The following is a 26801-nucleotide window of genomic DNA, read 5'->3' on the forward strand; positions in this document are numbered from 1 at the left end:
CTTGAATTTAAGTTTTGAAATTAGTGTTTAAACTCCCGGCCTTCTTTGATTTCCTCCACGTAGTTTTTGCGGATTACGAAGTCGCCAAAATGCTCGCCGTCCTCACGATTTGCTGCAAAATCAGAAATAATCGGACGCAGCTCGTTTAGTATCTCTTCCTCGTTGATGGTTTGTTTGTAAAGCGTATTCAAACGCGATCCGTTAAAACTTCCACCAAGGTATAAGTTGTAGTAACCAGGCGATTTCCCGATTAGGCCAATTTCGGCTAAATAAGGTCGCCCGCAACCATTCGGGCAGCCCGTCATGCGAATTACAATTTCTTCTTTACCCAACTCGTGTTCATTCAGTATTGTTTCAATTTTCGAAACTAAATCAGGTAAGTAACGTTCGGCTTCAGCAAAAGCCAGTGGGCAAGTTGGCAGGGCAACGCAGGCAATAGAGTTCTTTCGTAAGCCGGAAATATCTTCAGGTGATACGCCATAAGTTTTCAGCAAAGCATCAACCTGGTTTTTCACCTTTGTGCTCACTCCCGAGATGATCAGGTTTTGGTTTCCGGTAAGAATAATATCACCGTCGATCACTTTTGAAATCTCGCGAAGGGCAGTTTTGAGTTTGAATTCACCCCGATCAAGAACACGTCCGCCTTCAACGAAATAAGTGAGATGCCACTTTTTATCGCTACCTTTTATCCAGCCAAAATCATCGCCGTTTCGGTCTAAAATGTATTCGCGTGCTGGCTCCAGCTCATAACCCAAATATTTTGTCAATTCTGCCACAAACTCCTCCACTCCCATCCTGTCGATGGTGTATTTCAAACGGGCCTGTTTACGATCTTTGCGGTTACCATTATCGCGTTGTACTGCAACTACTTTTTCAGCAACGTCAATAATTCGATCGGGCGTACAAAATCCAATTACAGTTCCGGTTCTCGGATAGGATTCAGATTTTCCGAAAGTAGTTCCCAAACCGCCACCAACAGCAACATTGTAGCCAACAATTTTGTCGTTTTCAATTATGGCAATAAAACCTAAATCCTGCGAAAACACATCGCAGTCGTTATGTGGAGGAATAACGATCCCGATTTTAAACTTACGCGGCAGGTAACGATTACCATACAAAGGCTCCACTTCTTCTTTACTGTCGGCAACCAGTTTTTTATCCAGCCAGATTTCGTGATACGCACCTGTTTTGGGTAAAAGATGCGTACTGATATTTTTAGCGGTCTCAATCACCTCGGCGTGAAATGGCGACTGCGCCGGATTGGCATGGCTCATCACATTACGGTTTACGTCGCCACAAGCTGCAATGGTATCCATCAGGCTGTCGTTCATTTCTTTAATAGTCGCCTTTAGGTTCCGCTTCAGCACACCATGCAACTGAAAGGTTTGACGTGTAGTCAGTTTTAACGTACCGTTAGCATATTTCTCCGACAATTCGTCCATTGCCAGCCACTGCTGCGAAGTGAATTTCCCGCCAGGCATGCGCAACCGGATCAGAAAAGAAAAAGCTGGTTCAAGCTTTTGTCGCTTACGTACTTTGTCAACATCGCGGTCCCACTGCTGGTAGATTCCGTGAAATTTCGAGATCTGCGTGTCGCCCTGCGAGATGGCCCCGGTGATCGGATCCGCCAGGCTTTCGGGCAAAGTTCCGCGTAGGTAATTACTATCGTACTTGAGTCTTTCAACTTCTGAAAGCTCAAGCCAGTTAATACTTTCACTCATAATTTTTGGGTTATAGTTTCAGGAACGACCACATGAAGGTGGTTGCAGCCGTTCCTGCTATTTTAATTTATCCCGATTAACTTTATTATCGGGATTAGTTCGATTGGCAACTTTTAATTCGTTACACTTTTAAAAGTTGAGTCTCACTAATAAACATCGGTCTGGAAACGCTTTTCACGTTTCAAATTCTTTACATATTTTTCGGCTTGTTCCTCGCTGATTCCACCCTGAGTCTGAATGATATCAAGCAAAGCCTTATTTACATCTTTAGCCATGTATTTCATGTCGCCACACAAATAAAGATGTGCACCGTTTTCCAGCCAGTCGAACACCTCTTTTTGTTGCTCTTTCAGTTTGTGCTGTACGTAAACTTTTTCTTCCTGGTCGCGACTAAAAGCTACATCTATTTTGGTTAGTGTTTCGTTCTTTAATAGCTTTTGCCACTCGGTTTGGTAAAGGAAATCGGAGTTAAAACGACGGTCTCCAAAAAACAACCACGACTCGCCTTTAATGCCCAAACTCTCGCGATGCTGCATAAATGCGCGATACGGAGCTACACCCGTTCCGGCACCAACCATGATAATTTTTGAACCGTTGGCCGGTAATTTAAATGATGGATTTTTGTCGATGTAAACCGGAATCTGCTCATCAATTTCAATACTGTCGGCAAGGTGCGACGAACATGCGCCGTTGCGTTTGCGGTTCTTACGTTCGTAACGAACAACCGAAACAGTTACATGAACTTCTTCGCCAACACTTTCCATACTCGATGAAATTGAATACAAACGTGGCGGTATCGGACGCAAAACCTCTACCAGTTTATGTGCATTCCACTCGTACGGGAAGTCTTCCAACAAATCGAGCACATCGTGGCCATACAAATATTCGTCGAGCGCCTCATCGTCGGCAAGTAGTTTTGCCAGCTCGGCATTCTTTGTTTTCTCCTGGTATTTTTTGAGCAGATCGAAAGTCAGCATTGTAATTTCAAGGTGATGCGACAAAGCCTCTTTTATGCTCATCTCTTCTTCACCAACATCAACTTTCTGCTCAGGATCGAAACCTGTAAAGGCAAGAATATCTTCTACCAAAGCTTCAGGATTTTTTGTGAAAATTCCCAACGAATCGCCCGGCTCGTATTCCAGTCCCGAACCTTCCAGCGAAAGTTCAACATGGTACACTTCCTTGTCCGAACCATCTCCGGTAATCCGTACTTTCTCCAACACTGTTGCCATGTATGGATTTGATTTCGAGAACTCCTCTCCAAAACCACCTGTGCTTACTGATGGTGTAGCTACTGACGGCGCACTTGCAACTACCGGTTCCGGAGTTTCAGCAGGAGTAAGGTTCAACAAAAAGAGGTTCATCCACGTCTCTGCCGGCTGCTCATAATCCACATCGCATTTTGCAGCTTGCGTAACACGGTAACCTCCAAGGCTTTTTAATGCCTCATCAATTTCTTCGCCTGTTTTACAAAAATGCTTGTAGGTTTTGTCGCCCAAAGCCAGCACCGAATAGTTTACTCCTTCGAGTTGAGGAGCACGCGGTCCGGTTACATATTTGTAAAAATCTTCAGCCATATCCGGCGGATCGCCCTCGCCGTGCGTACTCACAATTATCGCTACATTGTCTTCTTCATTCAGCTTTTTGTAATTGTAATCGTACAAACTCAACACCTGGGCATTAATTCCTTTAAACGAAGCTTTCTCTCCCAATTTTTCGGCAAGACCCTGCGAATGTCCGGTTTCGGTACCATACAAAACTGTAAGGTTTATCGAACTTTGAGGTGCCGGAGCAGCTGCGGATGTACTAACCGCAGTTGGAACTTCAACACCTCCAAGGGCTGCCAATCTCCCTTCAAAATAACCATTCAGCCAAATGGTTTGCTCTTTATTCAAGCCTTCAACCAACTGACTTAAAGCACTTAGCTGTGCATCATTTAATGGATTTGTTTTTAAACTCATTTTTGATTTTTAATTAAGAGACTGAGTTGATAATTCAAGTCAATCTTTAAGTTGCAACTTATCTTTTATTAAATTTCTTATTCGAATCGATTCATAAACATTCTCGCCATTCGAGCTCACCGCCACCGAAATATTTCCATGCCGGTAGATAGCAGGAGAAACAAACTGGCAGCGAGATGGTTTATCGTGAATATTAACTAATACCTTTTCTTCGCGACAATCTTTTTCAATTTGCCGGTCGAGCTCTTCGTTATTCGAGCAGGAATAAAGCATTAAATAGTCTTTTAAATATTTTCTGTCGTATGCTGCTTCTGTATATTTCACCCCGCTGTTTTTTATTTCATCGCAAATTGTAATGGCCAGAATTTCAACCTCGGCATTGTGGCGCTGCAAAATCTTAAGTTTACTGTAAGCACTTTGTCCGCCGCCAACGATCAGTATTTTCTGGTTGGCAATATCAATTGCAATCGGTAAAAAATTCTTGTCTGCCATGCTCTTTAAATTTCGTATTCAATAGGTGTATCTTTAACCCTTCCGAAGCTGATTTTGTTCCAGGCACGCTCGTGAAAAAAGTACAAGGTCATTTTTGTAAAGAGCTCAACGCCGCCAATAGTTACTGCAAAATTTATGTCGCCCACCACCAACCACGAAATCAAAATGGTATCGATGGTGCCGATGGTGCGCCACGAAATCGTTTTTACGATACTTCTTCGTTTTCGCTCAACCGTATTTCCTTTTTCCCTTGCCATACGACTTAATCCTGTAAAATCATTATCTCCCTTGTTCGTTATCCTCAAAAAAAAAGCTCTTCTGCAAATACAGAAGAGCCTTTCAAATCGAGTTATATTTTCAATCTATGGTCAGTTCCTCTGCACAACAATATCATCACAACACATACACATCATACATGTCATTTCGTTCATTGTTATTTTAGAAAAACTTTTCACCATTATTTTTTCGAATTGTTTCAATGTGACCTTTGTCACACACCGCAAATATAAATGAATATTTCAGACTAAAAAGACTTTTATTGAAGTTTTTTAAAATCAGTCTAAATAAGTTAACACACTGACGCTAATTTTATCACCTGTAAATACTTGAAACTGTTTTTTAATTGACATAACTGTTATCCTATTCTAATGATTCATCACAAGCCCTTATTTAGAATGATTTCAGCCTATAACAATTATTAACAAAAGCGGCTTAAACAGCTGGATTGATGAGCATTAACACCCTCCAAAAACAGGGGCCGGATAATATAATTTTCCGAGCTGATTTCTACCTCTTGATTGTTAACAAATTATTACTAAATTTGGTGACCTCGCTTCAAAATAACGAAGATTACGAGACTAATAAATCAATAAAACTGAGATAATATGAAAGTTTACAAAACCGATGAAGTTCGGAACATTGCTTTAGTTGGTAATGCCGGCAGTGGGAAAACCACCCTTGCAGAAGCTATGCTGTTCGAGGGTGGAGTTATAAAACGTAAAGGAGATGTAGGTGCAAAGAATACCGTATCAGACTACAACCCAATTGAACAAGATTATGGCAATTCTGTTTTTTCAACCCTGATGCACACTGAATACAACGGAAAAAAAATAAATATAATGGACACCCCCGGGATGGACGATCTTTGCGGAGGTGTTGTTTCGTCGTTAAGTGTTACCGCACTGGGCTTGCTTATTGTTAATGCATCAAACGGTATCGAAGCCGGAACAGAAGCAGCTGCACGCCATGCCGACCATGCCGAAACTCCTCTCGTTTTGGTGTTCAACCAACTCGACCACGAAAACTCAAATTTCGACAGCACATTAGATCAGTGTAAAAATACATTTGGCAGCAAAGCCACAATTATACAATACCCGGTTGATGCAGGAACTAATTTTTCCACCATCATCGATGTGTTAAAAATGAAAATGTACACATTTAAAGATGATAGTGGAAAACCTGAGATCTCTGACATTCCGGAATCAGAAAAGGAAAGAGCAGAAGAATTGCACAACGAATTGGTTGAAAAGGCGGCCGAAAACGAAGAAGCTTTAATGGAGCTTTATTTCGACAAAGGAACGCTTACCGAAGACGAAATGCGCAAAGGGATTAAACTGGGAATGTTAGACCGTACCTTGTATCCTGTATTTTGTACAGGCGCCAAAAAAAGTGTAGGTATCGGTCGTTTGCTCGAGTTTATTACAAACATTGCACCGGCACCAAGCGAAAAGAAAATGGGTAAAATTGTAAAAGGAAAAGAGGTAACCATGGATTCCTCGCAGCCTACCAGCCTTTTCGTTTTTAAAACTGCAGTTGAGCCACACGTTGGAGAGATTACTTATTTTAAGGTAATGTCGGGTGTAGTAAAAGAAGGACTCGACCTCATCAACTCAAAATCGGGCAACAAAGAACGTTTATCGCAGGTATTTGTTCCGGATGGAAAAAGCCGCGAAAAAGTGGACGAACTACATGCCGGCGATTTAGGTTGTACCGTTAAACTTAAAGAAACCAAATACAACCAAACGCTTTCTACTAAAGAAGCCGGAACTGTATTTGCTCCGATCGAATTCCCTACTCCGCGTCACACCGTTGCAGTAAAAGCTGCTGCCGACTCTGACGATGAAAAAGTAGGCGAAATCTTAAGCAAAATAAAATACGAAGATCCAACCTATGTTGTTGAATACTCACGCGAGTTAAAACAATTGTTGGTACACGGACAAGGTGAATATCACCTGAATATCTTGAAATGGTATTTCGACAACGTACACAAACTGGAAGTTGAATACCTAAAACCAAAGATTCCTTATCGCGAAACAATTACCAAACCTGCACAAGCTGATTACCGCCACAAAAAACAATCGGGTGGATCGGGCCAGTTTGGTGAGGTACACATGATTATTGAGCCTTACGAAGAAGGAGCTGCTCCGAAAAATATGTTCAAGTTTGGCGAGAAAGAACAGAAATTATCTGTTCGTAACGTTGAAGAACACAAATTGGCGTGGGGTGGAAAACTCATTTTCTGCAACTGTATTGTTGGTGGATCGATTGATGCCCGTTTTATGCCGGCTATCCTGAAAGGGATTATGGAAAAAATGGAAGAAGGTCCGCTAACCGGTTCGTATGCCCGCGATATTATCGTTTATGTGTACGACGGAAAAATGCACCCGGTTGACTCGAATGAAATTTCGTTTAAACTGGCCGGACGTAATGCCTTTAGTATGGCCTTTAAAAATGCCGGAGCTAAAATTCTGGAACCGATCTTTGATCTGGATGTTTGGGTACCTTCTGACCGAATGGGTGATGCCATGAGTGACCTGCAGGGACGCCGCGCTATGATTATGGGTATGGGCTCGGAAAAAGGCCTGGAAAAAATTACGGCCAAAGTACCACAGAAAGAAATGTTTAAATATACCACATCGCTGAGTTCTATTACCGGTGGTAGAGGCGTATTTAGCATGAGTTTCGATGGCTACGAAAAAGTTCCTGCCGATGTACAGGACGAACTGCTTAAAGCTTACGAAGCCGAGCAGGAAGAAGAATAGACCATTTTCTAATCCATTTTACTATAACTAAAAAATCCCGGTTCGTCAGCTGACGGATCGGGGTTTTGTTTTTAAGGACCTGAATCCACTTCCACTTTGCCCACTATATAACATATTGTTTTTCTTGAACAGGAATATTAACTTTAAGGAGCTAATAATCGTTGAATACGCATCTGGAAACCAGACTTCTGATCACAGTTTATTAGAGAGCACAAGAAAAGAATCAAAATAACAACCGAATTTGTAACTAATTCAAAATTCCTGACATGACACAAATGAATAAAACAATTAAAGTATTTACCGGCAGTGAGGTACAGATAGCCTTGATAAAAGGAGAATTGGAAAATCAAGGCATAAGCTCATTAATTAAAAGTGATTTCAATTCCGGAGTGGCTGCCGGATTCTCGGGAGGAGTTCCTTCTGCGATTGACCTTTATATTGAAAGTAGCGATATTGAGAAAGCCACTCCGATAATCAATGGCTTGATGGAGAAGAAACAATAAGCATCACTGACGACAACCACCTGTAATACGATTGTCGGGATTTTTTTAGTTTGACAAGTCGGACCTTGAGCCCTCTTTCCTGCGGGTCTGACACTCCCGATTTCATCGGGACCGCCCGACCACGTAGAGGTGACCGTTACCAAATACAAAGTCCCGCACGAAAACAGTGCAGGACTTTGTGTTTTAATAATATCTTACTTTTCGTTGATACGAATTACGATTTTATCGAACCTTTTTTCAACTCCAAACGCGTTTGATGCAATTCCATATTTATTTTGGTATAACGATCCAAGGCATTCTTTTTGTGCACTTCGTATTCCTCTTTTAATTCGTTGTAATCTTTTTTGGTACGGCTGGTAACAACAAGACTTCGTTTGTATAACAGAAAAACAAATCCGGCAAGTAACAGCACTCCGGCAATGAGTATATACATGGTTACCGAGTAGGCACTTTTGTTAATTTTCATCCCCAAAAACACGATAGAGTTTTGCAATTTTAAACTCTCGTCGAGCTCTTGTTGCAACGTATTCATTTGCTCATCTTTCGAGCTCATTTCATTGTTCAGGTTTCCTATTTGTGCATTTCTCTGTTCAACACTTTTGTTCAACACATCAATGGTATCGGTAAGTGCATCGTACAAATCATCCAACTGATCTTCCTTCATAAAGTACGATCCGTTCCAGAAATTCAGATTCTCCTTAAAAACCCGATACTGATCCGACATGGATTGCTCCCTCTTCCAGGCATTAACGTCCTTTTTCGCAAACGTACTGAAAACCATAAACATCAGCACCACCACAGCAAACATCTTCTTCATAAAATCACTAAATTTCGATTAACCGGCCAATTGTCTTTAATGACCCATAATCTGATTAATTTCTAAAATTAGAAAAACTATTCAACTAACGCAGAATCCTTACACTTGTTATTTTACATGTAAAGATTAAAACGGACCGTACGATTACAATAATAGCACCTTCCGCTTATAAAAGCATAAAAAATTAAATAAGGTTTGCCTGAGGGGCCAAATATAGTTATTACAAATAAACTTTTGCAAGCTGAAGCGGCAATTTTTTAGCCGGATTTAATTCTTAGGTGTTTGGTATTTTTTCCCGAATACTATAACTTGCAGGAAACCAAAAACTACTGCCATGCAAATCAGCTACAGCCAACCACTTTCAGCGGGCTGGAACCGCATGAAAAAAGCCTTATTTCAACCTTTCGATTTAAACAAATGGATTCGGGTAGGATTTACTGCCTGGCTGGCCGGACTCACCGACTGCAAAGGAAACGGTTCGGGAAACAACAGTGGGCAAAACAACTGGGATGAATTTTTCAGTTTTCCGCAAACAGCAAAAGACTGGCTGCTCGACAATCCGCTGTGGGCAAACCTCATTATTGTTGGATTAATTATCCTTTTTCTGATTATTACGGTGTGTTTATGGCTGAGCTCGCGGGGCAAGTTTATGTTTCTGCACAATGTTATTCACGATAAAGCCGAAATCAGCAAACCGTGGCACGAATTCCGCAAACAGGGAAATTCACTCTTTTTCTTCGAGTTCTTTTTTGGCTGGTTTGCCTTTGCTGTATTTGCATTGATATTAGTTTATAGTTTTGTTACCGGCAAAAACCTTTATGAAACACACGCTCCAAAGGCGGTGATTTTTGCAGGTATAACACAAATGGTACTGCTTTTTATAGCCTACATGGTGGTATTTGGATATATCTCGCTGCTGTTAAAAGACTTTGTAGTACAAATTATGTATAAACAAAAGGTGGGTGTTATCCGAGCCTGGGGGAAATTCCTGATTCTATTTAGTAAACGAGCACTGCCGTTTATTATTTACGGTCTTTTTATTTTTGTACTTGGAATTGGAGTAATGATTGCAGTAATATTATTTGCAGTAATGACTTGTTGTATTGGCCTCCTGCTTATCGCAATTCCATACATTGGTGCAGTGGTGCTACTTCCCATCAGCTACACGTTCAGAGCCTTTAGTGTTGAATTTCTGGCACAGTTTGGCGACGAGTACAATGTACTTCCTCCTGCCGTTAATTTAACTGAGGATATGGAAACTGAAGAGAAATAACAGGGATTAACTTAGTTCTCCACCCCGATGCAAAAAGATTATTTGTCGCGAAATAAATGTACGAAGCCGTGCTTTTTCCGTTTTACACCATCGCGGCCACGCCCCACCACATCGTAGAAATAAACTCCGGGACTGGCGAAACGACCTCCAATTCGTCCATCCCAAACGCTTTCGGTGTAGGAATCTTCAAATCCGCGAACATCGCCACTTTCCCAGTAATGAACTCGTTTTCCCCAACGGTTAAAAATACTGATCTCGATACTTTGCATCGACCAGAAACGAACCACAAACTCATCGTTGGTTCCATCGCCATTTGGTGTAAATACATTGGGAACTGCAATAAACGAGGTATCAACTTCGATATAATCTTCAAGGTAAGCGGTATCAACACAGGTAAGCGTATCCGACAGGTGTTTCGATACCAGTTTAACCATATAAGTACCGGAATTTTCGTAAGTATAAACCGGCGCATCATCGTAAGCTACAAAATCAATACTGTCAACCGGTTCTGTTGTTCCTTCCGAATCTTGTATAATCGCACTTAAATCGCGGTAAAAAAACCACTCGTAATAACCCGCCGTTCCGTTTTCCGAATTATTCGAAAATGAAACTTCCAGCGGAGCCTCGCCACTCATCGGACTGGCAGTAAAACTGGCTTTTGTTACAATCGATTCGTATGTGATATCGGTGCGTCCTTCGCAATTATATTGATCGTATACCCGCAAGGTATAATCGGTATTCTCTGTTGGCGGATTTCTGAATTCAAAAGTCATTAAACTACTCCACTTTACCGATCCTTCCAGCCATTCTACATTGATTTGTCTGATCAGTTCAAGAGGTGAATTATCCGATAAATCGAAATAATTTAACGGAGAAGCAGTGTAACTTCCGCTTAGTGTAAACGATTCGCAATCGGATTGTGGAATTTTTGGTTCTGCCAAAATCCAACTATTAAATACCCATGCGCGATCAATTTCAGTAGTCGCACCCTGCGTAATGGTAACACGGTAACAACCGTCGGCCAGCTCATTAATCTGCGAGGTTGCAGCATCCGTACTTTCCTCGAAATAGGGTTCGAACGAAGCGGTTTCGCTGTTATACTTTTCCCACAACCAGTTTTTTGTACCGGTAAGTTCGGTGCCCGCAGTTAATGTTGCCACATCGCTTGACGAACCGCTGCTGCAAAAAATAAAAATACTATCAGTTTCCGTGTATACAGGGTATTGTGTTACTTCGCTGGCATCGGCTCCCGGCGAGGATATTTGAGCCCGGAGAGCAGAAAAAGAAAATACCAGAATAATTACAATAAAAAGACTTCGCTTCATAAACTATTGCTCTTTGAGATACAATATTAACGTATAAATTTAATTTAATTGCGTGTTATACCAATTGTTTTTCAACGTTAGCCTGTGGCAAATCGGTGAAATTACAATCGGTAATACCGGCAAAAATAGTGAACAACAAGCGAAAAACTGAGGCTTTCAATAATACCGATGAGAAATTAAACTGAGCTTTTGATTCGCAAACTCCCAAAAGCTCTTTAATTTACTATCGGCATTAACCAATGTAATCTCAAAGTTTCGCCAAAGTTACTTTAAGATACAATTGGTATAATTTGTTAATAAAACAGCATCGAGAAGGAAAAGATTCCACCTGACATCATTAATTTTGTAGCCCAAACAACTTGGTTCGCCGGTTGTTGTTTTACTACGATTGAATGCTGAATGTTTTACCGAAATCGCCCGCACCAAACCGGGAAATATTCAATACAATCAATATTATATATTTGCAAGCAGAAAAAAGAGATCTATAGTGTTCGATTATCTTCAAAATTTAAATGAAGCCCAACGAGAGGCTGTTCTTCGTACCGAAGGACCGGCGCTGGTAATTGCAGGAGCCGGATCGGGAAAAACGCGTGTATTAACTTACCGTATTGCCAATTTGCTAAAACAGGGTGCCAAGCCGTCAAGCATTTTATCGCTTACCTTTACCAACAAGGCAGCCCGCGAAATGAAAGAACGAATTTCGAGTGTGGTTGGCGAAAACACAGCGCGCTACCTTTGGATGGGAACTTTCCACAGTATTTTTGCGCGTATTTTGCGCTTCGAACACGAAACAATCGGCTACCCGGCAAACTTTACAATTTACGACAGTGCCGACAGTAAAAGTTTGATAAAAACGATCATTAAAAGTTTTCAGCTCGACGATAAAATTTACAAACCGGGGGTGGTTGCCAGCCGTATTTCTATGGCAAAAAACAACCTGATTACGCCAAATGCGTACGAAAATACTGCCGAAATTCGCTCTGCTGATAAAAGCATGCGCATGCCGCAACTTGCGCAGATTTATAAAGAATATGCCAAACGCTGTTTACTTTCGGGCGCCATGGATTTCGACGATCTGCTGCTGAAAACAAACATACTGTTTCGCGATCATCCCGAGGTGCTGCAAAAATACCAGGAGCGTTTTGGTTATGTAATGGTTGATGAGTACCAGGATACGAACTACTCGCAATACCTGATTGTAAAAAAACTGGCTGCGGCACATAAAAACATTTGTGTGGTAGGCGACGATGCGCAGAGTATCTACTCGTTTCGTGGTGCACGTATCGAAAATATTCTGAATTTTAAATCGGACTACCCGGAGCATAAAGTATTTAAGCTGGAGCAAAATTACCGCTCAACGCAAACCATTGTAAACGCTGCCAATAGTATAATTGCCAAAAACAAACGGCAAATTCCGAAAAAGGTTTTTTCTGAAAATGCCACCGGTAAACCCATAAAATTGATTTCGGCACTTACCGACAACGAAGAAGGATTTTTGGTAGGACAGGAAATTGCCCAGTTGCAATTGCGCGATCATTACAAATACGAAGACTTTGCCATTTTGTACCGCACAAACATGCAGTCGAGGATATTTGAGGAGTCGTTGCGCAAAAGAAATATCCCGTACAAAATTTATGGCGGTTTAAGTTTCTATCAGCGAAAGGAAATTAAAGACCTGCTCTCCTATTTCCGGATGACGATTAATACGGCAGATAACGAAGCTTTAAAACGCATCATCAATTATCCGGCGCGCGGAATTGGGGCCACTACCCTCTCGAAACTGGAGGCAGCAGCAATTAATAACGAAACATCTATCTGGAAGATAATTTCCGATCTGCCAACAATTAACCACGCCGGACTAAACAAAGGCACTGCCGGAAAGATTCTGAGTTTTGTGGGCTTGATCGAGCGGTTTATCCAATTGTCACAAGACAACGATGCTTTCGATACCGCCAAAACCATTGCCGAACAAACCGGCATTTTAAAAGAATTGTACACCGACAAGTCGCCCGAAGGGTTAAGTCGGCACGAGAATATACAGGAATTGTTAAACGGTATTCAGGAATTTAGCATTAACGCCAAAGAAACCGGCGAACCTGAAAAACTGGAGAATTACCTGGAAGATGTTGCTTTGTTAACCGATCAGGATAACGAAAAAGAAGAAGATCGCGACAAAGTGACAATGATGACCGTGCACTCGTCAAAAGGGCTGGAGTTTAAGAATGTGTTTGTGGTGGGTTTGGAAGAAAACCTGTTCCCATCGAACCAAAATGGCGATAACAAACCGGAAACTTTAGAGGAAGAACGCCGCCTGTTTTATGTGGCATTAACCCGCGCCGAAGAAAACGCCTGGTTTTCGTATGCCAACCAACGCTACCGTTGGGGAAATCTCGATTTTTGTACGCCAAGTCGTTTTCTGGAAGAAATTGATGAGCAGTTTCTCGACACTTCGGCAATTGCCGCACACTCGTCGCCAACACGCCGTGCACAAAGCGCCGATGATATTCAACCCGAGCGTTATCACAAGAATTCTGTTCGCCGTCAGCCACCCGGAGCATTTAAAACTCCCGAGTCGCAAAACTTTTTTAATAAAAAACTCGTTTCGCTTAAAGAAACAAGCAGAGCTCAAAATACGTTTCAGGGCGATGCTCCCGAAAAAATACAAACCGGAATGGTAGTAGAACACCAACGTTTTGGCGAAGGTAAAGTAATTAATATTGAAGGAGTTGCACCAAACATTAAAGCAACTGTTTTCTTTAAAACTGGTACACAAAAACAATTGCTGCTAAAATTCGCCAAACTGAAAATAAAAGGGTAAACAGATTGGAGTAACGAGAAGCGAGCCGCGAGTAATAAGCATCCGGAATCGAATAAAAACGAACTAAAAAATAAAACTTCGGGATTTGTTTGGAAATGATTAGTTTTGCAACATCATTTCGCAAATAAATCCAATTTACTTGAAAGTTAGATTTTTAGCATTAAACATTTACAGATGGATTATAATACCAAGAGAAAAAAAATGGCTCTTCCCGAATACGGAAGAAATATACAAAATATGGTGGACTACCTGTTAACCATTGAAGACCGCGAAAAACGAAACAGATCGGCACAAACGGTTATCGATGTAATGGGTAATCTTTTTCCTCATTTACGTGATGTTCAGGATTTCAAACACAAACTTTGGGATCACCTGGCAATCATGTCCGATTTTGAATTAGACATTGATTATCCTTACGATCCACCGTCACCTGAATCGCTTCACGAACGCCCGAATGTTGTGCCTTACGATCAACATCGTATTAAATACAAACATTACGGCCGTACCATGGAGCTTTTAATAAAAGAAGCCGATAATTTTGAAGGTGAAGAGCGTGAAATAATTATTGAACAAATCGCCAACCACATGAAAAAATCGTACCTGGCATGGAACAAAGATGCCGTGGAGGATCAAATGATTTTTAACGATCTGGATGAAATGTCTCGCGGTAAACTAAAGGTAAAAGAAGACCTTCAGCTTGCTGATGCCAAAACACTGGTTGGTACGAAAAAAAACAAGCCAAAAGCGAAAAAGAAAAAATAGGTATTACCCTGTAATCTGTTTCCCCATGTCGACTTTCAAAATTGAAGGTGGTTATAAACTTAAAGGAGAACTTGAGCCTCAGGGAGCGAAAAATGAGGCGCTCCAGGTTATTTGTGCCACCTTGTTAACCGAGCAGCAAACAACAATCGAAAACATTCCCGAGATTCGTGATGTACTAAAACTTATCGAAATTCTTCAGGGACTTGGAGTAAAAGTTGAACGCCTTGAAAAGGGCCATTTTAGTTTCGATGCTTCTAAAGTTGATACTGACTATTTAAAAAGCCCGGAATATGCTGAACAGGCTGCTGTATTGCGTGGATCGATAATGATTATCGGGCCGCTGCTGGCACGTTTCGGACAAGGATTTATTCCGCAGCCGGGTGGCGACAAAATTGGCCGCCGAAGAGTAGACACACACTTTATTGGTTTGCAAAAACTTGGCGCCCGTTTTGAATTCGATCGTGAAAACAAGTGGTTTTCGGTATCGGCAGAAAAACTTACAGGTGCCTACATGTTGCTCGACGAAGCATCGGTTACCGGAACAGCCAATATTGTAATGGCAGCCGTTTTGGCAGAGGGCACAACTACCATTTACAATGCCGCTTGCGAACCTTACCTGCAACAGCTTTGTAAAATGCTGGTTGCCATGGGCGCAAAAATCGATGGAATCGGCTCTAATTTACTCCGGGTTTATGGTGTTTCTTCACTAAACAGTTGCAATCACCGTATTCTACCTGACATGATTGAGGTGGGTAGTTTTATCGGACTGGCAGCAATGACTGCTTCCGAAATTGCCATTAAAAATGTAGGGATCGGACACCTCGGCATTATTCCTGAATCATTCAGACGGCTTGGAATTATTGTTGAACAAGCCGGCGACGATCTGCTGGTAAAAGATACTGAACACTACGAAATCGATTCCTATATCGACGGCTCAATAATGACCATTGCCGACGCCCCATGGCCGGGACTTACACCCGACTTGCTAAGTGTATTTCTGGTAGTTGCCACACAAGCTAAGGGAAGTGTACTCATTCATCAGAAAATGTTTGAGAGCCGCTTGTTTTTTGTAGACAAACTGATTGATATGGGTGCACAAATTATTCTTTGCGATCCGCACCGTGCAACAGTTATCGGGCTCGACAGGAAACATGCTTTGCGCGCCACAAAAATGGTTTCACCCGATATTCGTGCAGGTATTGCACTTTTAATCGCAGCCATGTCGGCCAAAGGAACCAGCACCATCAACAACATTGAGCAAATCGATCGCGGATACGAGAATATCGACGGCCGGTTAAATGCGCTCGGAGCCCGGATTTCAAGGATGTAAACGACTTGTTAAAACATTAACGCGGGCACTGTGTTATTACATAAAATCCTATATTTGAGTTTTTAAGAAACAAATACAATTTAAAAAGATGAAGAGATTGATTTTGCTGGTAGCAATTATATTAACGGGTATCACAGCTGTTAATGCACAGGAACTTGGATTAGAAATTGGCAACAAAGCACCCGAGCTGATTGGCACAGGACCGAATGGTGAAACCATAAAATTATCTGATTTGCACGGCAAAGTGGTGTTAATCGATTTTTGGGCTTCATGGTGTGGCCCGTGTCGTCGTGAAAATCCAAATGTTGTATCCACTTACACAAAATACAAAGATGCGAAATTTACCAATGGTAAAGGTTTTACAGTTTTTGGCGTATCGCTCGACGAATCTGCCGACAGATGGAAAGCAGCTATTGAGCAAGACGGGCTGGAATGGCCAAACCATATCAGCGATCTTAAAAAGTGGAATTCAAAATACCGTTATATTTACCAGGTTAGAGGTATCCCCGATAATTACCTGATTGATGAAAACGGGATTATTATTGCTAAAAAACTACGTGGCCCTGCGCTTGACGCTGCTCTTCACAAAATACTGAGAGAAGAGCTGTAAGCCTGTAGTTTAAAAATAAAATAAATCGTTCAAATTGGCACTCGAAATCATATTCGGGTGCCAATTTGTCGTTTATATTTGCATGGCAATATTTTTGCTATGTCAGCGTAGCACAAAAAGGGCTAGCAGTTAATTATTTATACTGAAAATTAAGGTAAAATGGCAGAAGAAAAAGTGAATCAGGAAACAGAAGAGGTAAAAGATACAACCCAAAACACCGAAAACACTGCTAACGAGCAGGAACAGGAAGTGGAAGATACAAAGGGGAAAAAGAAAAAATCGAAAAAAGATAAGAAGGAAGAACAGCTGGAAGAACTTGGACTAAAACTACAGGAAGTTCAGGACAAACATTTGCGTTTACAGGCCGAGTTCGACAACTTCAGAAGAAGAACATTAAAGGAAAAAGCCGACCTGATTAAAGCAGGTGGTGAAACTGTTCTTATCAATATTCTTCCGGTAATTGACGACTTTGAACGTGCAATCGATTCGATGAAAGACTTGTCGGACGACGATGCCGGAAAACAAGGAACACAACTGATATACAACAAATTTCAGGAATTCCTGAAACAAAATAACGTTAAAGAGATCGAGGCTCTAAACGAAGTGTTCGATGTAGACTTACACGAAGCCATTACTAAAATTCCTGCACCAAGCGAGGAGTTGAAAGGAAAAGTGGTTGATGTAATTCAGAAAGGATATTGCCTGAACGAAAAAGTAATCCGGTTTGCCAAAGTAGTAATCGGAGAATAATAAATAAGAGGAGAAACAATGGCAAAAAGAGATTATTACGAAGTACTGGAAGTTAGCAAAAGTGCATCTGCTGAAGAGATAAAAAAAGCCTACCGCAAAAAAGCGATCATGTATCACCCGGATAAAAATCCGGACAATAAAGAAGCGGAAGAAAAATTCAAGGAAGCAGCTGAAGCTTACGAAGTACTTAGTAATCCTGAAAAGAAACAACGTTACGATCAATTTGGTCATGCCGGAATGAGTGGAGCCGCCGGAGGTGGTGGTTTCAGTGGCGGAGGATTTTCTGACATTGAAGATATCTTCTCGGCATTTGGCGACATTTTTGGCGGACATTTTGGCGGATTCGGAGGTTTTAGTGGCGGTGGCAGCCGCGGACGTGGCGGACGCCGCGTGAGCCGTGGTTCCGACTTACGCGTAAAAGTAAGACTCAACTTAAAAGACATCGTTAACGGAGTTGAGAAAAAAATAAAAGTAAAAAAATACGTTGCCTGTCAGCATTGTAGCGGAACAGGTGCGAAAAACGGATCGTCGTACTCCACCTGTGGAACATGTGGTGGCGCCGGCCAGGTAACACGTGTTCAGAATACCTTGCTGGGTCAAATGCAAACCACTTCGGCTTGTCCGACTTGTCAGGGCGAAGGCAAAATGATTACCGATAAATGTAACCACTGCGCCGGAGAAGGTGTTGTTCGCGAAGAGGAAGTGATCAACATCAAAATTCCTGCAGGAGTTGGTGAAGGCATGCAGTTAAATGTTTCGGGAAAAGGAAACACCGGACGACGTGGCGGAATTAACGGCGACCTGCTGGTAGTGATTACCGAAGAAGATGACCAGGAACTGGTTCGCGACGGAAATAATCTTATTTACAACCTGTTCTTATCGTTCCCCAATATTACATTGGGAACAACGGCCGAAATTCCAACGGTTGACGGTAAAGTGAAAGTAAAAATAGATGCCGGTACACAACCTGAAAAAATTCTTCGTCTGAGAGGAAAAGGAGTACCTGATGTTAACGGTTACGGTCGTGGCGATTTGTTGGTTCGTGTTCATGTTTGGATACCAAAGAAACTGAGCAACGAAGAAAAACGTGCGCTTGAAAAGCTGCAGGCTTCGCCGGGATTTCAAGGAGGACCATCGGAATCAGAACGATCATTTTTTCAGAAAATGAAAGACATGTTTGAATAAACACTTTTTGAATACGATATAAAAAAAGATTCCTCATTATTCAGGAATCTTTTTTTGTTTCCGTTGTACTTACAAGGAATTCGATCCGAAAAATTTATACAAAAATCGGATTTCATTGATTTTTTTTGCAGAAACGAGACACAACATTAAATTTGCTGATATTGAACTACTAACATGGAAGATTTTTATACACGATACAATTTCCTGGAACCGGAATTGCAAGACGAAATTTTAAAGGTTGCAGTAAGAAAGAAATTCACTCAACACGAAACGTTAATTCGCGAAGGTCAGTTTATATCCAGTTTCCCGATGGTACTAAAAGGCCTCATCCGGGTTTCGCGCACCAGCGAAGCCGGAAACGAGCTCTTGCTCTATTACCTTCAGGCCGACGAGGTTTGTGCCATGTCGTTGACCTGTTGTATGGCCCGCCAAATTAGCGAAGTGAATGCTGTTGCCGAAGTTGACACCGAGGTTTTACTTATTCCGGTAGAAATGCTCGATGCCTGGACCACAAAATATCCGTTGTGGAAACAATACGTTATGCAAACCTTTCAAAACAGGTTTCGCGAATTAATAAACACACTTGATGCGGTGGCATTTTTAAAACTCGACGAACGCCTGGTAAAATATTTTCTTGACAGACACGAAAAATCGGGCGTAAAAACCTTTTCAGGCACCCATCAGGATCTGGCTCTTCAACTAAATTCTTCGCGCGAAGTAATATCGCGCCTGCTAAAAAAACTGGAAAAAGAAGGTAAGGTTTCGCTCTCGAGAAATTTTATTGATTTTTCTGGCCTTTTGTGACTTACATTACATACCCGCTGGTATTCTATTATTTAATTTGCAAGCATAAATCTAAAGACATAATAGTTCATAACTATTGTTTCATAATTTTTTGGGTTATAAAATCGGTTAGTAGTTGAAGGTTGATGAGCCAGGCTGGAGAGTCTGGCTTTTTTTTGCTCTTTTCTCCCCTATTCCATTAATGTTAATTTCATATTGAAAAGTAATCCGGCGATCAGCTTATAATTTATAGATATATTCCTGATATTTGTCAGTAAACTAAATGATATCTGATTTCACGCGATCTTGGGTATCCTGTCAGCTACAGAGAATATCAACTTAAAAAAAGCTTCATGTTTAAAATTCAAACTCTGAATAAGATCGACCCTGATGGTCTTAAACTGTTTCCGTTAGACAATTATGAGATCGCAAGCGAGCTTCCAAATCCGGATGCTATCGTATTGCGCAGTTTTAAAATGCACGATATGGAGTTACCGTCGTCGCTAAAAGCTGTTGCAAGAGCCGGAGCGGGAGTAAACAACATCCCTATCGACAAATGTACAGAGAAAGGGATTGTAGTATTTAATACACCCGGTGCAAACGCCAACGGGGTTAAAGAGGCTGTAATTGCAGGAATGTTAATGGCTTCGCGCGATTATATTGGTGCTGCAAACTGGGCAAAAACGTTGGTTGGCGAAGGCGATAAGGTTGGTTCGTTGGTTGAGCAAGGTAAAAAGAATTTTGCCGGAGCAGAAATCAAAGGAAAAACACTGGCCGTAATCGGTTTGGGAGCAATTGGTGTTTTGGCTGCAAATGCAGCATCGGCATTGCGTATGAACGTAATTGGATACGACCCATACATGTCGGTTAAACACGCACTTAAACTTAGCCGCGAAGTAAAAGTTGTTGAAGGCATCCAGGTATTGTTGCAACAAGCCGATTTTGTTACGATTAATATTCCACTTCTGCCGGATACAAAAGGCTATATTAATAAAGACAAATTTGCCATGATGAAAGATGGCGTTAAAATATTGAACTTTGCCCGTGGCGGTCTGGTAGATCACGCTGACTTGAAAGATGCAATTGCTTCCGGTAAAGTTGCCAAATACATTACCGATTTCCCTGATGAAGAATGTTTGAAAATGGATAATGTAATTTCCATTCCTCACCTGGGTGCATCAACAAAAGAATCGGAAACCAATTGTGCGATTATGGCTGTTGAACAAATGCGCGATTACCTTGAAAACGGTAACATCAAAAACTCGGTGAACTTCCCAGCTGCCGAGCTGGAGAGAAACGGAGGAAGCCGCATTCTGATTGGTAACCGAAATGTACCAAACATGGTAAGTCAGATTTCGACAGTACTAGCTGCCGAAGGATTGAACATCGACAACATGCTGAATAAAAAGCGCGATGATATTGCCTACAACATTATTGATGTTGATAAGGAAACCGTTGACGCAAGTGTAAAAGACAAACTCCTGGCGATCGACGGAATTTTTATGGTTCGAATAATTAGTGCCTAGAAAAAGATAATTACTTTAAAATCAAAACAAAAGGAGAATAGGATCTTGCATCTTATTCTCCTTTTTTCATTCTATGATATCAGTCGCTTACTGATTGCTAAATTATCATTAATAACAGGTTAGCCCGCTTTCTAAGTCCTTCTTTTTTACTATTTTTGGCACTCCTGTCCTGCCGAAGTTAATTGAATAAAAATTACAAAAATGAGCAAAAGTATTGAAGTTAAAGCAGCTGATAATGTTCGAATTCTGGCTGCAGCTATGGTTGAAAAAGCAAATTCAGGTCACCCCGGAGGAGCAATGGGTGGTGCCGATTTTGTCAACATTCTTTATTCTGAATTCCTGAATTACGATCCATCAGACATGACATGGGCAAACCGCGACCGTTTTTTCCTTGATCCGGGTCACATGTCACCGATGCTTTATGGAATTTTATCATTGGCAGGTTTTTACAGCATGGAAGATGTTGCCAATTTCCGTCAGTGGGGAAGCGTAACTCCTGGTCACCCTGAAGTTGACGTTGAACGCGGTGTTGAAAACACTTCTGGCCCACTCGGACAAGGTCATGTTATGGCCGTTGGTGCAGCCATTGCTGAGCGCTTTTTAGTTGCTCGTTTTGGTGAGTGGATGGCGCATAAAACATATGCTTTTATTTCTGACGGTGGTATTCAGGAAGAGATTTCGCAAGGTGCCGGTAGAATTGCAGGTCACCTGGGATTGAGCAACCTGATTATGTTCTACGATTCAAACGACATTCAGTTATCTACAGAAACCGACGAGGTTACAAACGAAGATACTGAAATGAAATATAAAGCCTGGGGTTGGAACGTTGTTACCATCGCCGGTAACGATTCAGACGCTATTCGCAAAGCATTAAAAGATGCGCAGGCAGAAACAGAAAAACCAACACTTATTATTGGTAAAACAATTATGGGTAAAGGTGCTGTTACCGAAGCAGGTGCGAGTTTCGAGCGTCAGTGTTCTACACACGGTCAGCCGTTGAGCGGAGCCGGTGCTTCATTTGCAAAAACAATCGCAAACCTGGGTGGCGATCCTGAAAACCCATTCGTAATTTTCGACGACGTAAAAGAGTTGTACGAAAAACGCAAAGCAGAATTAATTGCTGCTGCTGCCACTAAAAAAGCAGAGCAAGCGAAGTGGGAAGCTGCTAATCCAGAATTGGCTGCTAAACTAACTGCTTTCTTCGCAAACGAAATTCCGGAGATCGACTACAGCAAAATCGAACAAAAAGCTGGTATCGCAACTCGTGGTGCTTCGGCAACTGTTCTTTCAGTATTTGCCAACGAGGTTGAAAACATGGTGGTTTCATCTGCCGACCTTTCAAACTCGGATAAAACTGACGGTTTCCTTAAAAATACAACATCATTTAAAAAAGGTGATTTTAGCGGACAATTCCTGCAGGCAGGTGTTTGCGAGCTAACAATGGCTGCCATTATGAACGGTATGGCATTGCACGGAGGTGTAATTCCTGCATGTGGTACTTTCTTCGTATTCAGCGACTACATGAAACCAGCAGCACGTATTGCTGCATTGCAAGAGTTGCCGGTTAAATACATCTGGACGCACGATGCATTCCGCGTTGGAGAAGATGGTCCTACCCACCAACCGGTTGAGCAGGAAGCTCAAATTCGTTTGATGGAGAAATTACAAAACCACAGTCACAAAAACTCAATGTTGGTGCTTCGTCCTGCTGATGGTAACGAAACTACCGTTGCATGGAAAATGGCTATGGAAAATACCGACACTCCAACAGCGCTTATTCTTTCGCGTCAGGGAATTAAAGATGTAACAACCTACGAAACTGCTCAGGGAGCTACTAAAGGCGCTTACATTCTTCAGGATTGCGAAGGTACACCGGATGTAATTCTGTTGGCAAGCGGTTCGGAAGTTAGCACATTGGTTGCCGGTGCCGAATTATTGGCAAAAGATGGTGTAAAAAGCCGTATCGTTTCTGTTCCTTCTGAAGGTTTGTTCCGCACGCAAAGTGCCGAATACCAAAAAGAAGTTCTTCCTGCAGGAGTTACTAAATTTGGTTTAACAGCCGGATTGCCTGTAACCCTTGAAGGTTTGGTTGGAATGGACGGAAAAGTATTTGGTCTTGGCTCATTCGGTTTCTCTGCACCTGCAGGAGTACTGGATGTAAAACTTGGTTATACAGGCGAAAATGTATACAACCAGGTAAAAGAATTATTGGCATAAAAACCATACTATCATACTTAAAAAGGTGCTTCGTTTCGAGGCACCTTTTTTTGTGTCCCCTGCAATAATTATCAAACAAAATCTTCCTCAATTTTATTATATTAGCCAACAACTGCATTAAACATTGTGTTGTGTAAACAATACCTTACCTATAATGAAGAACCAGGCTGATCAAAAAATAACACATCTCCATAAAATTATTGATACCACGAGGGAGATTGTCCGCTTAATCATTTCCGAAAAAAATCCGGAATTGATGGCAGAAAATACCTGCAAAATTCTCGTGAACACGCGCGAATATTATTATGCATGGATCGTGTTATTCGACGAAAAACAAGGATTAAAATTCTTTACCGGCTCGGGAGATGCAACAGGGATCAGTAAAGTAGAAATGCAATTGCTGCAAAATGGAATCCCGGATCAGCTTTTGCAAACAGTTTTTACTTCTGACGAAACATTAATAAAAAATATACCCACAGAACTTCTTGCAGAAAAAGATAAAGACCAGTGGTTGCCATTACTGGCCCCGTTAAAAGAAAGCAATAAAGTATATGGAATTCTTTGCGCCGGAATTCCGGAAAAAGACTTCAGCCATCCAAAGGAAGAACAGACTTTTTCCGATGTGGCAAACAATATTGGTTTTGCCTTGTCGAAACTAAAGCAGTACAACGAATTAAAAACAAACGAAGTTCGCCATAAAAATCTGGTTAACTCCTTAAACGATGGAGTTCTCATCATTCAGGATGAAATTACCAAGTTTGTCAATCAGGCACTTTGCAGGTTGACCGGCTATACTGAAAAAGAGCTGCTTGAAACTCCGTTCATTACACTTGTTGCGCCCGACGAGCGCGAACGGGTAATCGGATTGTACACCGATTTTGTTACCGGAATATCATCCGAAACTCATTACGATTCGGCAGCTGCTACAAAATCGGGCGAAACATTTTCCGTTATAGTTACCATTAGCCACACGGTTTTTGATGATAAGCCGGCAATAATGGTTCTCATTCACGATAACTCCGAATTGCAAAAATCGCTGGCAAACCTCAAAGAAAGTGAAGAACGTTTCCGCTTTTTGTCGAATGCAGCATTCGAAGGAATTATCATTCATGACAATGGTACAATTCTCGACGTTAATGCTACAGTGTTAAGACTAACAGGATTTTCGCGCGAAGAAATGATTGGGAAAAACCTGCTTACTGATTTTGTTCAGGAGGAAGACAGGCAAACGGTTCTTGAAAATATTCAGGAGGATTCACCCAAACCGTATATTATTGCAGCGTTTAAAAAGGATGGAACAATAGGACGAGCAGAAATAGAAGCCCGCAACATACCTTACAAAGGCAAAACGGTTCGTATAGTTGCAGTTCGCGATATTTCAGAGCGGGATAGGTTAATGAATGAAATAAAAAAAGAGCAGGACAAGTTAAACCGGCTTCTCGCCAACCTTCCGGGTGTAGCCTACAATGGTCTTACTGACGAAAACTGGACATTAAATTTTGTGAGCGAGGGAAGTTTTGAACTTTTTGGTTATTGCCCCGAAGAACTTACGACCGACAAATCGGTAACTTATGATGATATTATCCACCCCGACGATAGAGACCGTATTAAACAAATAATTCAGGAAGCGATTGATAATGATGAGGCATTTGAAGTAGAATATCGCATTTATACCAAACAAAACCAGTTAAAATGGGTTTGGGAACGCGGCAAAAGAATCAACGAAGAAGAGCACTTTCATGTTGAGGGTTTTATCAGCGATATCACCGAACGTAAGATGCTGGAAATTGCCAACGAAATGTTTTCGAAAGCAATCGAAGCCAGTCCTGTCAGCATTTTTATAACCGATTATCAGGGACGTATTGAATACGTTAATCCTTTTTTTGAAAAATTAACCGGATATAAAAGTATTGAAGTAGTCGGTAAAAATCCACGTTTTCTGAGTTCAGGAAATCATTCAGACGAATTCTACGAAGTCCTTTGGCAAACCATTAAAGCTGGAAAGATTTGGTACGGTGAAATACGCAACAGAAAAAAGAACGGAGAACTGTACTGGGAGCAAGCCGTTATTTCCCCCATTTTTAACAACCAGGGCGAAATTACGCAGTTTGTAGCCGTTCGCGAAGACATAACAGAAAAAAAGAAGACCCTAAAAGAACTTAAGCACGCCAAAGAAATTGCAGAACAAAACGAACGCAGATTTAAAGCTTTACACAATGCTTCGTTTGGCGGAATTATAATTCACGACAAAGGATTGATACTGGACTGCAACCAGGGATTGAGCCGGATAACAGGCTACGAACACGATATTCTGGTTGGTATGAACGGCTTACTTCTGATTGAAGAAGAACAACGGGAAACGGTTATGAACAGAATTCTGAACGAATACGATAAACCATACGAAACTGTTGGCATCAGAAGAAACGGCGAAAAATACCCGCTGCGGATTGAAGGCAGAATGATTCCATATCAGAACAAAATTGTACGCGTATCCGAATTCCGGGACATAACCGAGGAAAAAAATATAAAAGACGAACTGATTCTCGCCAAAGAAAAGGCGGAACAGAGTGACAAATTAAAGTCTTCTTTCCTTGCTAATATGAGTCACGAAATCCGCACGCCAATGAACGGTATTCTCGGGTTTACTGAACTGCTTAAAGAACCGGATTTATCAGACGATCAGCGAAAAGAATTTATCGATGTAATTCAAACCAGTGGCGAAAGAATGTTAAACACCATCAACGATATTATTGATGTATCGAAAATCGAATCGGGAATGGTTGGTGTAAATATGCAGGATATTAATCTTTCCACTCTGCTCAATGATATTTTTTCATTTTTCCAGCTGTCGATTAACAAAAAAGGTATTGTATTCCGTCTGAATGAAAACGATGGAAAACCGTTAAACCTGTTTCATACCGATCCGGACAAATTGAATTCAATTCTTACCAACCTGATAAAAAATGCCTACAAATTTACCGCCTCTGGCAGCATCGAGTTTGGCTATATTTTAAAACACGGGTACATCCATTTATATGTTCACGACACAGGAGTTGGCATCCCCCAAAACAGACAGGAAGCTATTTTCGACCGATTTGTTCAGGCTGATATTGCCGATTCCAGAGTTTTTGAAGGATCGGGGTTAGGCCTTTCCATTGCAAAGTCGTATACCGAAATGCTGAACGGTAAAATTATGCTGAATTCGGAGGTAGGACAAGGTAGTTCATTCACCGTGAGGCTGCCATTAGTCACTCCGGTAAATGAGGAGAAAACAGATGAAAGCGGCCAGCCGGCAGATAAAAATCCGGTATCGAAAAAACTAAAAATACTGATTGCTGAAGATGACCCGGTTTCAGTAGAATTACTAAAACTGTTGCTTCGCGACACTGCATCGGAGATTGTGGTGACCAACAACGGAAAAGAAGTGGTTGAGCTGGTGAACTCCAACCCGGATATCGATTTGGTTTTAATGGATATTAAAATGCCTGTAATCGACGGATTTACTGCAACCGCAAAAATCAGGGAGTTTAATACATCGGTTAAAATAATTGCTCAATCGGCATTTACGCAGCCGGAAGATATACGGAAATCGAAAGTTGCGGGGTGTGATGACTTTGTTTCAAAGCCGATCAACAAAAGGCAACTACTGGCTAAAATTGCCGATCTTTTTAAAGGAAGAGAATAACT

19 protein-coding genes are annotated in these 26801 nt (G+C 41.4%); 13 read left to right on the top strand and 6 right to left on the bottom strand.

The features are described 5' to 3' along the window. Nucleotides 1-20: 20 nt before the first annotated feature. The 4 genes from cysI to SLH46_RS16400 form a co-directional block, all read right to left on the bottom strand. A complete protein-coding gene (gene cysI / locus SLH46_RS16385) occupies nt 21-1721 on the bottom strand; it encodes an assimilatory sulfite reductase (NADPH) hemoprotein subunit (RefSeq protein WP_320282283.1) in 1701 nt (566 codons plus the stop codon). Between the two features lie 146 nt (nt 1722-1867). Further along, on the bottom strand, nt 1868-3682 hold the full coding sequence (locus tag SLH46_RS16390) for an assimilatory sulfite reductase (NADPH) flavoprotein subunit (RefSeq protein WP_320282284.1): 1815 nt from the start codon (nt 3680-3682) through the stop codon (nt 1868-1870). A 39-nt stretch (nt 3683-3721) separates the two neighbouring features. Then, on the bottom strand, nt 3722-4174 hold the full coding sequence (locus SLH46_RS16395; RefSeq protein WP_320282285.1) for a precorrin-2 dehydrogenase/sirohydrochlorin ferrochelatase family protein: 453 nt from the start codon (nt 4172-4174) through the stop codon (nt 3722-3724). A gap of 5 nt (nt 4175-4179) precedes the next feature. Further along, nucleotides 4180-4431, bottom strand: a complete 252-nt coding sequence (locus SLH46_RS16400) for a DUF2061 domain-containing protein (protein ID WP_320282286.1) — start codon at nt 4429-4431, stop codon at nt 4180-4182. 627 nt (nt 4432-5058) lie between these two features. Here SLH46_RS16400 and SLH46_RS16405 point away from each other — a divergent pair. Continuing rightward, the gene (locus tag SLH46_RS16405) at nt 5059-7215 is read left to right on the top strand and encodes an elongation factor G (RefSeq protein ID WP_320282287.1); all 2157 of its coding nucleotides are present in this window, start codon (nt 5059-5061) and stop codon (nt 7213-7215) included. 266 nt (nt 7216-7481) lie between these two features. After that, entirely contained in the window at nt 7482-7718 is a 237-nt protein-coding gene (locus SLH46_RS16410; RefSeq protein ID WP_320282288.1) for a putative signal transducing protein, read from the top strand. Nucleotides 7719-7932: 214 nt separating this feature from the next. Here the strand turns inward: SLH46_RS16410 and SLH46_RS16415 are convergent, their stop codons facing one another. After that, nucleotides 7933-8535 carry a hypothetical protein gene (locus SLH46_RS16415; RefSeq protein WP_320282289.1) on the bottom strand — a complete coding sequence of 201 codons (603 nt, stop codon included), beginning with the start codon at nt 8533-8535 and terminating at the stop codon, nt 7933-7935. 334 nt (nt 8536-8869) lie between these two features. Between SLH46_RS16415 and SLH46_RS16420 the strand changes: the two genes are divergently transcribed. Next, nucleotides 8870-9808: a DUF7544 domain-containing protein gene (locus SLH46_RS16420; protein ID WP_320282290.1), complete on the top strand. Its 939-nt coding sequence runs from the start codon at nt 8870-8872 to the stop codon at nt 9806-9808. Between the two features lie 38 nt (nt 9809-9846). Here SLH46_RS16420 and SLH46_RS16425 read toward each other — a convergent pair whose 3' ends face one another. After that, nucleotides 9847-11133 (bottom strand): gliding motility-associated C-terminal domain-containing protein, encoded by a 1287-nt coding sequence (locus SLH46_RS16425; protein ID WP_320282291.1) that lies wholly within the window; start codon nt 11131-11133, stop codon nt 9847-9849. 487 nt (nt 11134-11620) lie between these two features. On the opposite strand from SLH46_RS16425, the gene SLH46_RS16430 reads away from it, so the two are divergent. The 10 genes from SLH46_RS16430 to SLH46_RS16475 all read left to right on the top strand — a co-directional run bounded on the left by SLH46_RS16430 (nt 11621) and on the right by SLH46_RS16475 (nt 26799). After that, complete coding sequence (locus SLH46_RS16430) at nt 11621-13951, top strand: ATP-dependent helicase (protein ID WP_320282292.1); 2331 nt, start codon at nt 11621-11623, stop codon at nt 13949-13951. Between the two features lie 174 nt (nt 13952-14125). Beyond that, on the top strand, nt 14126-14713 hold the full coding sequence (locus SLH46_RS16435) for a DUF4290 domain-containing protein (RefSeq protein WP_320282293.1): 588 nt from the start codon (nt 14126-14128) through the stop codon (nt 14711-14713). A 25-nt stretch (nt 14714-14738) separates the two neighbouring features. Next, the gene (murA, locus tag SLH46_RS16440; protein ID WP_320282294.1) at nt 14739-16043 is read left to right on the top strand and encodes a UDP-N-acetylglucosamine 1-carboxyvinyltransferase; all 1305 of its coding nucleotides are present in this window, start codon (nt 14739-14741) and stop codon (nt 16041-16043) included. Nucleotides 16044-16131: 88 nt separating this feature from the next. Further along, nucleotides 16132-16653 (top strand): peroxiredoxin family protein, encoded by a 522-nt coding sequence (locus SLH46_RS16445; protein WP_320282295.1) that lies wholly within the window; start codon nt 16132-16134, stop codon nt 16651-16653. Nucleotides 16654-16812: 159 nt separating this feature from the next. Continuing rightward, the gene (locus tag SLH46_RS16450; protein WP_320282296.1) at nt 16813-17403 is read left to right on the top strand and encodes a nucleotide exchange factor GrpE; all 591 of its coding nucleotides are present in this window, start codon (nt 16813-16815) and stop codon (nt 17401-17403) included. Nucleotides 17404-17421: 18 nt separating this feature from the next. Next, a complete protein-coding gene (gene dnaJ, locus SLH46_RS16455) occupies nt 17422-18588 on the top strand; it encodes a molecular chaperone DnaJ (RefSeq protein ID WP_320282297.1) in 1167 nt (388 codons plus the stop codon). Between the two features lie 174 nt (nt 18589-18762). Then, nucleotides 18763-19392: a Crp/Fnr family transcriptional regulator gene (locus SLH46_RS16460; RefSeq protein WP_320282298.1), complete on the top strand. Its 630-nt coding sequence runs from the start codon at nt 18763-18765 to the stop codon at nt 19390-19392. A gap of 332 nt (nt 19393-19724) precedes the next feature. Beyond that, the gene (locus tag SLH46_RS16465) at nt 19725-20897 is read left to right on the top strand and encodes a phosphoglycerate dehydrogenase (RefSeq protein WP_320282299.1); all 1173 of its coding nucleotides are present in this window, start codon (nt 19725-19727) and stop codon (nt 20895-20897) included. A 201-nt stretch (nt 20898-21098) separates the two neighbouring features. Next, nucleotides 21099-23114, top strand: a complete 2016-nt coding sequence (locus SLH46_RS16470) for a transketolase family protein (RefSeq protein ID WP_320282300.1) — start codon at nt 21099-21101, stop codon at nt 23112-23114. Nucleotides 23115-23370: 256 nt separating this feature from the next. Next, nucleotides 23371-26799 (top strand): PAS domain S-box protein, encoded by a 3429-nt coding sequence (locus SLH46_RS16475; RefSeq protein ID WP_320282301.1) that lies wholly within the window; start codon nt 23371-23373, stop codon nt 26797-26799. Nucleotides 26800-26801 lie beyond the last annotated feature (2 nt).

It is taken from the genome of Draconibacterium sp. IB214405 (assembly GCF_033963885.1).
GTDB lineage: Bacteria > Bacteroidota > Bacteroidia > Bacteroidales > Prolixibacteraceae > Draconibacterium.

Excerpts from the sequence above, each read along its gene's own strand:
- SLH46_RS16395 (WP_320282285.1), bottom strand. The coding sequence starts at position 4,174 with ATGGCAGACAAGAATTTTTTACCGATTGCAATTGATATTGCCAACCAG.
- SLH46_RS16420 (WP_320282290.1), top strand. The coding sequence starts at position 8,870 with ATGCAAATCAGCTACAGCCAACCACTTTCAGCGGGCTGGAACCGCATG.
- SLH46_RS16410 (WP_320282288.1), top strand. The coding sequence starts at position 7,482 with ATGACACAAATGAATAAAACAATTAAAGTATTTACCGGCAGTGAGGTA.
- murA (WP_320282294.1), top strand. The coding sequence starts at position 14,739 with ATGTCGACTTTCAAAATTGAAGGTGGTTATAAACTTAAAGGAGAACTT.
- dnaJ (WP_320282297.1), top strand. The coding sequence starts at position 17,422 with ATGGCAAAAAGAGATTATTACGAAGTACTGGAAGTTAGCAAAAGTGCA.
- SLH46_RS16475 (WP_320282301.1), top strand. The coding sequence starts at position 23,371 with ATGGCAGAAAATACCTGCAAAATTCTCGTGAACACGCGCGAATATTAT.
- SLH46_RS16415 (WP_320282289.1), bottom strand. The coding sequence starts at position 8,535 with ATGAAGAAGATGTTTGCTGTGGTGGTGCTGATGTTTATGGTTTTCAGT.
- SLH46_RS16445 (WP_320282295.1), top strand. The coding sequence starts at position 16,132 with ATGAAGAGATTGATTTTGCTGGTAGCAATTATATTAACGGGTATCACA.
- SLH46_RS16450 (WP_320282296.1), top strand. The coding sequence starts at position 16,813 with ATGGCAGAAGAAAAAGTGAATCAGGAAACAGAAGAGGTAAAAGATACA.
- SLH46_RS16425 (WP_320282291.1), bottom strand. The coding sequence starts at position 11,133 with ATGAAGCGAAGTCTTTTTATTGTAATTATTCTGGTATTTTCTTTTTCT.
- SLH46_RS16405 (WP_320282287.1), top strand. The coding sequence starts at position 5,059 with ATGAAAGTTTACAAAACCGATGAAGTTCGGAACATTGCTTTAGTTGGT.
- SLH46_RS16390 (WP_320282284.1), bottom strand. The coding sequence starts at position 3,682 with ATGAGTTTAAAAACAAATCCATTAAATGATGCACAGCTAAGTGCTTTA.
- cysI (WP_320282283.1), bottom strand. The coding sequence starts at position 1,721 with ATGAGTGAAAGTATTAACTGGCTTGAGCTTTCAGAAGTTGAAAGACTC.
- SLH46_RS16470 (WP_320282300.1), top strand. The coding sequence starts at position 21,099 with ATGAGCAAAAGTATTGAAGTTAAAGCAGCTGATAATGTTCGAATTCTG.
- SLH46_RS16400 (WP_320282286.1), bottom strand. The coding sequence starts at position 4,431 with ATGGCAAGGGAAAAAGGAAATACGGTTGAGCGAAAACGAAGAAGTATC.
- SLH46_RS16460 (WP_320282298.1), top strand. The coding sequence starts at position 18,763 with ATGGAAGATTTTTATACACGATACAATTTCCTGGAACCGGAATTGCAA.
- SLH46_RS16435 (WP_320282293.1), top strand. The coding sequence starts at position 14,126 with ATGGATTATAATACCAAGAGAAAAAAAATGGCTCTTCCCGAATACGGA.
- SLH46_RS16465 (WP_320282299.1), top strand. The coding sequence starts at position 19,725 with ATGTTTAAAATTCAAACTCTGAATAAGATCGACCCTGATGGTCTTAAA.